The 9,905-nt window shown below is 65.5% G+C and carries 7 protein-coding genes; 6 read left to right on the top strand and 1 reads right to left on the bottom strand.

The window, feature by feature from the left end; all coding sequences use genetic code 11:
- The first annotated feature begins 12 nt into the window (after positions 1-12).
- The 5 genes from rsfS to B5X73_RS04610 are packed head-to-tail and all read left to right on the top strand — an operon-like array spanning position 13 to position 6,891.
- A complete protein-coding gene (rsfS, locus tag B5X73_RS04590) occupies positions 13-402 on the top strand; it encodes a ribosome silencing factor (RefSeq protein WP_036115271.1) in 390 nt (129 codons plus the stop codon).
- 7 nt (positions 403-409) lie between these two features.
- Entirely contained in the window at positions 410-880 is a 471-nt protein-coding gene (gene rlmH, locus B5X73_RS04595) for a 23S rRNA (pseudouridine(1915)-N(3))-methyltransferase RlmH (protein ID WP_036115269.1), read from the top strand.
- A 10-nt stretch (positions 881-890) separates the two neighbouring features.
- Positions 891-1,448, top strand: coding sequence for a Maf family protein (locus B5X73_RS04600; RefSeq protein WP_079520755.1), 558 nt, complete (start codon positions 891-893; stop codon positions 1,446-1,448).
- 55 nt (positions 1,449-1,503) lie between these two features.
- Complete coding sequence (gene rng / locus B5X73_RS04605) at positions 1,504-2,988, top strand: ribonuclease G (RefSeq protein WP_079520756.1); 1,485 nt, start codon at positions 1,504-1,506, stop codon at positions 2,986-2,988.
- A gap of 30 nt (positions 2,989-3,018) precedes the next feature.
- Positions 3,019-6,891 carry a YhdP family protein gene (locus B5X73_RS04610; protein WP_079520757.1) on the top strand — a complete coding sequence of 1,291 codons (3,873 nt, stop codon included), beginning with the start codon at positions 3,019-3,021 and terminating at the stop codon, positions 6,889-6,891.
- A 44-nt stretch (positions 6,892-6,935) separates the two neighbouring features.
- On the opposite strand, the gene B5X73_RS04615 is transcribed toward B5X73_RS04610, so the two are convergent.
- Positions 6,936-8,132 carry a sterol desaturase family protein gene (locus B5X73_RS04615; RefSeq protein ID WP_079520758.1) on the bottom strand — a complete coding sequence of 399 codons (1,197 nt, stop codon included), beginning with the start codon at positions 8,130-8,132 and terminating at the stop codon, positions 6,936-6,938.
- A 154-nt stretch (positions 8,133-8,286) separates the two neighbouring features.
- Between B5X73_RS04615 and tldD the strand changes: the two genes are divergently transcribed.
- Positions 8,287-9,729, top strand: a complete 1,443-nt coding sequence (gene tldD / locus B5X73_RS04620; protein ID WP_176167742.1) for a metalloprotease TldD — start codon at positions 8,287-8,289, stop codon at positions 9,727-9,729.
- Positions 9,730-9,905 lie beyond the last annotated feature (176 nt).

Raw genomic sequence — 9,905 nt, forward strand, 5'->3', positions numbered from 1 at the left:
GGTTTTCGCATCTTGAGTTCGTCCGCATCCCGTAAGGCCAAGTCCACCGTCAGCAACGAGCACCTCCGCCAGCGCGTGGTCGCGGCCCTGGAAGACCTCAAGGCCAAGGACGTCCGCGAAATCGACGTCCGTGGCAAGACCTCCATCGCCGACATCCTGTTCATCGCGTCGGGCACCTCGGCCCGTCACGTCAAGTCGATCGCCGACGAAGTCATCAAGTTCGCCAAGGAAGCGGGCGTCATGCCGCTGGGCGTCGAAGGCCAGACCGAGGCCGAGTGGGTCCTCGTCGACCTGGGCGACATCATCGTCCACGTCATGATGCCGCGTATCCGCGAGTTCTACGGCCTCGAGCGCCTGTGGACCGTCGGCGACGACGGCTACGAAGCCTCGCACCACGCCTGAGTCCGTCGTGCGGGCCCGCCTCATCGCCGTCGGCGAGCGCATGCCGGCCTGGGTGGCGGAGGGCTTCGCCGAATACCGCAAGCGGCTCTCCCACGAGCTGCCCCTGGATCTGACCGAGATCAAACCCGGCACGCGTGGCAAGGGTCGCGATGACGTGCGTGCCACGCTCGACGAAGGCGCGGCGATCCTCGCGGCACTGCCGCGCGACATCCACGTCGTCGCACTCGATGGCCGGGGCAGGACGTGGTCCAGCGAAGACCTCGCCCGGCAGCTCGAACAATGGCGCATGGGCGGTCGCGATCTGGCCTTCCTGATCGGCGGTCCCGACGGCCACGCGCCCGATGTGCTGGCACGGGCCGACCAGCGCTGGTCGCTCGGCCCGCTGACGCTGCCGCACATGCTCGTCCGCCTCGTGCTCGCGGAGCAGCTCTACCGCGCGACCACGCTCGTGGCCGGTCACCCATACCACCGGGCCTGAAGGAACCGCCGTGCTGTACCTGGCTTCGCAATCCCCGCGCCGTCGGGAACTTCTCGCGCAGATCGGCGAATCCCACCGCACCCTCGACGTCGATGTCGAAGAAATCCGTCAGTCCGGCGAATCGCCCGACGATTACGTCTCCCGCGTCGCACTGGACAAGGCCCGTGCCGGTTTCGCGCGGGTGGCCGCGGAGGCGGGCGCCCGTGTCCTGGGCGCCGACACCGAGGTGGTGCTCGGTGACGACGTCTTCGGCAAGCCCCGCGATGCGGCCGACGCGGCCGACATGCTGAGGCGGCTTTCGGGTACCGAGCACCGTGTGGTGTCCGCCGTGTGGCTCGTAGAGGCTGTCGGCGAGCGTCGGGTGGTGTCGGTATCGACGGTGCGCTTCGCGGCGCTCCCGGAGGCCGACATCGCGTCCTACATCGATACGGGCGAGTGCTTCGGCAAAGCCGGCGCGTATGCCATCCAGGGACGTGCGGCCGCTTTCGTGGAACATCTTTCCGGAAGCTACACGGGCGTCATGGGCTTGCCTTTGTTCGAAACGTCCCGACTGCTTCGCGGACCGTGACAGGCGCGGGACGCGCGGGCTATAAAGCACGATGACTCAAGGAAAAGGGCGCGCGGTGAGCGAGGAAATCCTGATTAATGTCACGCCGCGTGAGACGCGCGTGGCCGTTGTCGAAAACGGCATGTTGCAGGAAGTCCACGTCGAACGTGCGACCAAGCGCGGCTATGTGGGCAACGTCTACAAGGGCCGGGTGCAGCGCGTCATGCCCGGCATGCAGGCGGTGTTCGTCGAGATCGGGCTGGAGCGCGCGGCGTTCCTGCATGCTTCCGACATCGTCCGTCCGTCGCTGCCGCCGACCGATGCCACCGAAGGCAAGTCCAACGGCCACGGTCCGGTGCCGCCGATCAGCGAACTGGTGCACGAAGGCCAGGAAATCGTCGTTCAGGTGGTCAAGGATCCGATCGGCAGCAAGGGCGCGCGGCTGTCCACGCATCTCTCCATCCCGTCGCGTTATCTTGTGCTGCTGCCCCATTCACGCACGCTGGGCGTATCCGTGCGCATCGAGGAAGAAACCGAGCGCCAGCGGCTGAAGGACATCATCCTTCCGCTGATTGGCGAGAACCACCTCGGTTACATCGTGCGGACGAATGCGGAAGGCCAGTCGGAAGAATCGCTGGCGTTCGACGTGACCTACCTCAGCAAGGTCTGGCGCGTCGTGCAGGAGAACATTCAGAAGGCGAAGGTCGGCGAGCGCGTCTACGAGGAACTCTCGCTGCCGCTGCGCTCACTGCGCGACTCGCTCAACGACGGCATCGAGAAGGTACGCGTCGATTCACGCGAAACCTACGAGAAAACCGTCAAATTCGTGGCCAAGTTCATGCCGGTGCTGTCCGACCGCATCGAGCACTATGCGGGCGAGCGTCCCATCTTCGATCTCTACGGCGTGGAGGACGAGATCCAGCGCGCGCTGCGCAAGGAAGTCCCGCTGAAATCCGGCGGTTACCTGATCGTCGACCAGACCGAAGCGATGACCACCATCGACGTCAATACGGGCGGCTACCTCGGCAGCCGCAACCTCGAGGAAACGGTGTACCGCACCAATCTCGAGGCGGCGCAGGCGGCCTCGCGCCAGCTGCGCCTGCGCAATCTTGGCGGCATCATCATCATCGACTTCATCGACATGATCGACGACGAGCACAAGCGGCAGGTGCTGCGCATGCTCGAAAAGGGCCTGGTCAAAGACCACGCCAAGACCACGGTCTATCCGATGTCGGCGCTGGGTCTGGTCGAGATGACCCGCAAGCGCACCACGGAAAGCCTGGAGCGGCAGCTGTGCGAACCATGCCCCGCATGCAGCGGCCGCGGTACGCTGAAGACGGCCGAGACCGTGATCTACGAGATTTTCCGCGAGATCACCCGCGCCGTGCGCCAGTTCAATGCGCAGAAACTGCTCGTCATGGCCAGCCCGAAAGTCGTCGGCCGCATTCTCGAAGAAGAATCGGCGGCGGTGGCCGAGCTCGAGGAATTCATCGCCAAGAGCATCCGCTTCCAGGCGGAAGAACACTATTCGCAGGAACAGTTCGATGTCGTTCTTCTTTAAGCCCGGCGATCGTCGCCGGAACGTCGGCCGGTGAGTGCCGGCTGGCGCCATCGCCTGAGACGCCTGCGGTTCTTCCTTCTGGGTCTGGTCGCGAGCGTGCTGGTCGTGCTCGCGCTGATCATGGCGCTTGGCCAGCTGTTGCTGCCGCTGGCGGCGCGGTATCCCGATCGTGTCGCGGCGATGCTGAGCGACGCCTTGCACAGGCCGGTTCACTTCGCGTCCCTGGAAGGATTCTGGCGACCTTCCGGGCCGTTGTTCGTGATGCGCGACGTGACTGTGTCGCCCACCGACGGCGGTGAACCGCTGCGTCTGCCCCAGGCGGCGGTCAAACTCGATTTCGGTGCCTTCATCCTTCCGTCGCGTCACCTGATCAACCTGCGGCTCCGCGATCTGCGACTGGGGCTGCGCCGTGCGCCCGACGGTCGCTGGAGCATCGACGGTTTCGCCACCGGCGGCGGCACGCAGAAAGTCTCGCTGGATAACCTTTCAGCGGACCTGTGGCTCAGCAACCTGCGCCTCGACATCAACGACGAGACCACGAAACGACACTACGGGCTGATCGCCGATCAGCTGCGTGTCAGTCTTGAGGACAACGCGTTGCGCATCGGCGGCACCCTGCGCCGTGAAAACGTCAGCACGGTGCTCACGGCCGCGGGGCGGTTCGCCGCCGATGGTTCGCATGGCCGGGTGTATGTGAAGGGCGCGGACGTGGATTTTGCCGCGCTCACCGGCGACTTCGAGGCCGGTGGCTACGCACTCGCCGGCGGCAAAGGAAATATCGAGACCTGGCTGGACTGGCGCGACGCCAGGGTCGTGCGCATGACGTCGCGTATCGATCTCGATGGTCTCGCGGTACGTGGGCCCGCGCGAACGGTAACCACGGCAGGCCTGCACGGTATCGTCAGCCTGCATCGCACCGCCAACGGTCAGCGCGTGGACTGGGCGGGGCGTGACGGTGGCGATCTCGCGCTGCTGCTGAACACGGTCGGCGACCGGACGGATGGCACCCTGGCGGGGCGCCGTGTCGATCTCGCGCCGCTGCTGCCGTGGGCGGGGATCCTTCCGCAGATGTCGCCCTCGCTCGCCCGATGGCTCGGCGAAGGGCACCCGCGCGGTCGCTTCGACGACCTGCGTGCCGACTGGAATTCCATCGACGGTATCGAATTCGTCCGCGCCGGCTTCTCCGGACTGGGCATCGACGCGAGCGGTACGCTGCCCGGCATCGCATCGCTCAAGGGCGAAGTGCTTGGCGACGCCGAGGCGATGTCGCTCAGCCTCCCGACGCAGACGACGACGATCGACGCCACCGGCATCTTCCGCAAGCCCTTCGTCATGAAGTCACTGGGCGGCGACATCGCCGTGTACAAGGACGAGGGCGACTGGCACATCGGTGTCGATCCGCTCGATTTTCGCGGCGAAGGCTTCGGCGGTCAGGCGCGGGGGGAATTCGTTCTGCCCGCCGCCGACACGGGGCCTTTCATGGATATGTACGTCGCGCTGGGCGAAGGCGACGTGGCCGCGGCGAAGCTGTTCTGGCCGATTCACTCGATGTCGGAAGGCTCGCAGAACTGGCTCAACCGCGCGATCGTTTCCGGGCGTATCGAAAGCGGCTCGGCCCTCATTCGCGGCAACCTGCGCGAGTTTCCGTTCAGGAACCACGAGGGGCGCTTCGAAGGTCGCGCCGTCATCGACGACACCGTGCTCGACTACGGCACGGGCTGGCCACGTGCCGAAGGCATTTCCGCGGTCGCGAGCTTTGTCGACAACGGCATGTCGATCGACGCCACGGAAGGCCATTCGCTCGGCAATGCCATCAGCGCGGCATCGGCGGTGATCGCCGACTTCGGTGAGGGCGTGCTCGATCTGAAGCTGAGCGGCGCCGGGACAGGTGGCAGCTACCTCGATTTCGTGAAGAACAGCCCGGTCGGCACCAGCAGCCGCGAAACGCTGGACAAGATGAAACTCGGTGGCACCGGTGAATTCGGATTCAACCTGCTGTTGCCGCTGAAGGATACGAAGGACTTCACCCTCGACGGCAGGGCGACCATCAAGGATGCGGATCTCGTCGCCGACGCGTGGAAGCTGCGCCTGGATAAAATCACCGGCCCCATGAGCTTCGACGGTAAGGGGTTCACGGCGCAGGGTCTGAAGACGCTGTTCCGCGGCCAGCCCGCGAACCTCGACCTCGCCATCGCGGGCGGCACCGGCGATCCGGCGAAGATCGTCGACGCGACGGTCACCGGCGCGTTCACGATGGACGAACTGGTAGGCCAGTACGAAAACCTCAAATGGTTGGCGGACATCGCCAGGGGCCGCGGCACGTTCCGTGTCGGTTTCGACCTCAGCAAGACAGGGCAGGGGGATGCCACCGCGCAGACCCTGACGGTCGACTCCGACCTGCGCGGCGTCGAGCTGCTGATGCCGACGCCGGTGAAGAAAGCCGCCAGCGTGCCCCAGCCGCTATCGGTGCGCGTCGGTCTGCCGGTCGACGGTGCGCGTCTCGATGTCGCCATCGGCGACGTCGTGCGTGGGCGCCTGCGTCTGCCCACCGACAAGGTTCCCATCGCCGCCGCCTTCAATCTCGGCACCAGTGTGCCGGCCGCCCTGCCTGCACAGGGTTACCTCATCGGTGGACATGCCGCGAAGCTCGACGTATCCGGATGGGTGCAGTACGTCGTGGGCCTGTCGACGGGCGGGACAGGGCCGGGACTGAGTTCGCTCGACCTGGTTACCGATGATGCCGAGGTTTTCGGCCAGCATTTCGCCGACATGCATATCGTCGCCAATCCCGGTCCGCAGGCGCTGTCGCTCAAGGTCGAGAGTGAGGCCCTCGCCGGCCAGATGACCGTACCTAACGAAGAAATGCGGCGCCGCGGTATCACGGCGCGGATGGATCGCATCTGGTGGCCATCGGCCGACGATGCCGCGGACGCCGCGAAGAAGGGCAAGGCCGCCGCGGGTGCGGCCGCTACGGTCGCCTCCACGGCGGCCAAAGCCGAAGAAGCAAAAGACAATGCCGCTGCCGCCAGGAAGCCGGCCGATGCGAACGAGGCGGGTGTCGCGCCGTCCAGCCTGCCACCGATGCATCTGCAGGTCAGCGATATGCGTCTGGGTAAGGCGAAGCTCGGCGAAGCCCGGCTGGAAACCTGGCCGACGGACGAAGGCATGCACATCGACCAGCTGCGCGCGCAGTCGAAGAACGTACAGATCACCGCGTCGGGTGACTGGAACGGTGACGAAAAGCGCAGCAGGACGCATCTGGCGATGGATTTCGCCTCCGAGGACGTGGCGCGCATGTTCGACGCGCTCGGTTTCGCAGGCATCCTGCAGGGCGGGCGCACGTCGGCACGGCTCGACGCGACGTGGCCCGGTGGCCCTTCAGCGCTTGCGCTGGCGAACATGGACGGCACGCTGAAGGTCGACGTGGCCAAGGGCCGGATCCTCGAAGTGCAGCCCGGCGTCGGTCGTCTGTTCGGGCTGGTTTCCGTGACCGATCTGCCGCGTCGCATGGCGCTGGACTTCGGTGACGTGCTCGGCAAGGGCTTCGCGTTCGATTCGATCACCGGCGACTTCCGCTTCGCCAACAGTGACGCGAGCACCAGCAATCTCAAGATTCGCGGTCCCGCCGCGGAGATCACGATCACCGGCCGGGCGGGCCTGAAGGCACGTGATTACGATCAGGAGGTGCTGGTGGTGCCGCACCTCGGCAACAGCCTGCCGGTCGTCGGTGCGCTGGCCGGCGGTCCCGTCGGCGCCGCGGCGGGTCTCGCCGTTCAGGGCATCCTTGGCCGCGGTCTGAACCAGGCGGCGCGCAAGCGATACCACGTCACGGGCAGCTGGGATAAACCCGTGTTCACCCCGATCGAGAAGGGCGAGCCCTCCACGGCCACCAAGCCGTTGTAGGAGCGCGCCCTGCGCGCGAAACGCATGCCGGATGCGGACGCGCTTCAGGTCTTCGTTTTGCTGAACGGAAACAGCTGCTGCCTCACGAACCCATCCGGCATGTAGTCACCCACCACGCCGTATTTCTCCGGAAACTGCTTCGTCGACTTGACGGCGGTACCGAACGCATAGTCGATGAAGGCGTAATGCGCCGCATAGTTCTTGTCGATCGCTTCGTCGTCCGACGCGTGATGCCAGTGATGGAAATCAGGTGTCACGAGGACGTACTTCAACGGACCCCACGGCAGATGCACGTTGGCGTGGTTGAACACCGCCTGGAAGCCGACCACCAGAATGTACGCGTTGGTCACCGCTTCGCTGAAACCCAGCACGTAAAGCGGAGCCAGCACGCAGACGCGGGTGAACAGCAGTTCCAGCATGTGCTGGCGTGAACCGGCCAGCCAGTCCATCGTCTTCACACTGTGGTGTACGGAGTGGAAGCGCCAGAGGAAAGGCACCTCGTGATACGCGCGGTGCGTTGCATACTGCGCCAGGTCGGCGACGAGAATGCACAACAACAGCTGGGGCACGAAATGGATGCTCGCGACCATGCGCTGGAAGTCGCTGTTCACCAGCCAGGTGAACGCGTGGTGGATCAGGAAGTTCACCACGAGCAGCGCGAGGCCCACCGCAAAGTGATTCACGGCGAAGTGCTTCATGTCGGTCTGCCACTCGAAGCGAAACACCGACTGACCACGGTAAAGCGGAAACAGTTTTTCGATCACGACGAACAACACTGTCGAGCCGAGCAGGTCGAGGATGAACCAGTCGAGGCCGATGTAGGGCGTGTGGTCGGGGAATGCGCCTACCGGCACGCGCGACCCGCCGAGCGCGACGGCGGCGAGTACCATGGCGAACGCGGCGATATTGAGGTTGCGGCGGCGGCCGAGGATGACGTTCGCCAGCGACAGGCCGCCGGCGATCAGCAGCGCACCCAGCAGTGCCTGACGCAGGACATCCACCGAATACTTGTGCCGCAGATCGGGCGTGGTCAGGTACTGGGGGAAATGAAAGGCAATGACGGCCAACAGGCAGAGGAAGCCGAGCGACAGCGCAATCGCCGTGCTGACCATGGCCTTGCGGGGGTCGAGGTGACCGCTTTTGTTCAGCAGGTCGCGTGTTTCGTCGACGACCGCTTCCGCACGACGGACAGGCGCCGTCGCGACACGACGGGCGATGGCCCGCTTCTTTCCCCTGCTCATGGAGGCTCCGTTCCGGTGAGTTTGGACGAATCCTAGCACCCGGCCGGCCTGGGGGCTGCCTGGGCCGTCCGCCGCCGGTGACGCAGGAGGGACCAGGGTTTAAGCTGACCCCATCCGACCCCACCTGTGGGGTTCCCCATCTCTACCGGCGAACCTGATGGATTCCCTGATTTCCCTTGCCGAACGGCGCCTGCTCACCCCCGGCGGCCTGGCTTCCACCGACCTCGATCGCGTCTTTTCCCAGCTGATGGGGCCATCGATCGACGCGGCGGATCTGTATTTCCAGCATTCCCGCAGCGAGTCGTGGGTGCTGGAGGAAGGCATCGTCAAGGATGGCAGCCACTCGATCGAGCAGGGTGTGGGCGTGCGCGCCATCTCCGGTGAGAAGACCGGTTTCTCCTATTCGGACGAAATCGTGCTTCCGCAGCTGCTCGAAGCCTCCCGTGCCGCGCGCGCGATCGCGCAGGGCGGAGCGGGTGCCGGCAAACCGCTCGCCATCGCGACAGGGCGCGGGCTGTATCCGGCCATCGACCCGGTCGAGAGCCTGCCCAACGAAGCCAAGATCGCGCTCCTGCGCGAGGTGGATGCCTATGCGCGTTCGCGCGATCCGCGCGTCAGGCAGGTCATCGTCAGCCTGGCGGCCACGCTCGACACGATCCTCATCGCCGGCTCGGACGGCACGCTGGCCGCCGACGTACGTCCGCTCGTGCGTCTCAACGTCCAGGTCATCGCCGAGCAGAACGGCCGCCGCGAGCAGGGTCATTCCGGTGGCGGCGGTCGTTACGGCTATGGCGAACTGATCGAGAACGGTCGCGCCCACGCCTTCGCCGAGGAAGCGGTGCGCCAGGCGCTGGTCAATCTCGAAGCGGTGGATGCGCCGGCCGGCAACATGACCGTCGTGCTTGGCCCGGGCTGGCCGGGCGTGCTGCTCCACGAGGCCATCGGCCATGGCCTCGAAGGTGACTTCAACCGCAAGGGCAGTTCCGCCTTCACCGGTCGCATCGGCCAGCGTGTCGCGGCCGACGGAGTGACCATCGTCGATGACGGCACGCTGCCGGGTCGCCGTGGCTCGCTGAGCATCGACGACGAAGGCACGCCGACCGAATGCACCACGCTGATTGAGAACGGCATCCTCAAGGGTTACATGCAGGACAAGCTCAACGCGCGGCTGATGGGTGTCAGGTCCACCGGTAACGGTCGTCGCGAGTCCTTCGCGCAGCTGCCGATGCCGCGCATGACCAACACCTACATGCTCGCCGGTAACCGTGAGCCGGAGGAGATCATCCGGTCGGTCAAGCGTGGCCTCTACGCCGTGAACTTCGGCGGCGGTCAGGTCGACATCACCAACGGCAAGTTCGTCTTCTCGGCGAGCGAGGCCTACCTCATCGAAGACGGCAAGGTCACGCGTCCGGTCAAGGGTGCCACCCTGGTGGGCTCCGGCCCCGAGGTGCTCACGCGCGTCTCGATGATCGGCAACGACCTCGCGCTCGACGAAGGCGTGGGCGTGTGCGGCAAGGACGGGCAGAGCGTGCCCGTCGGTGTGGGCCAGCCGACGTTGCGTGTCGATGGCATGACCGTCGGCGGCACCGCGGCCTGACCGCCAATACGTTGACGTGGAACGTTTTCGTGACATACCTCGCAAGAGGTATGTCACCAAGGAACGCATGCAACGTGCGTTCCGGTCTTGATCGAAGCAATCCTCTGCCGGGCAAACCGGACGTCCGTCACGGAATGCGAACTCACTCTGCGAAAAGTCGTGCTTCGAGCACCCTC

Source organism: Luteibacter sp. 22Crub2.1 (assembly GCF_900167995.1).
Lineage (GTDB): Bacteria > Pseudomonadota > Gammaproteobacteria > Xanthomonadales > Rhodanobacteraceae > Luteibacter > Luteibacter mycovicinus.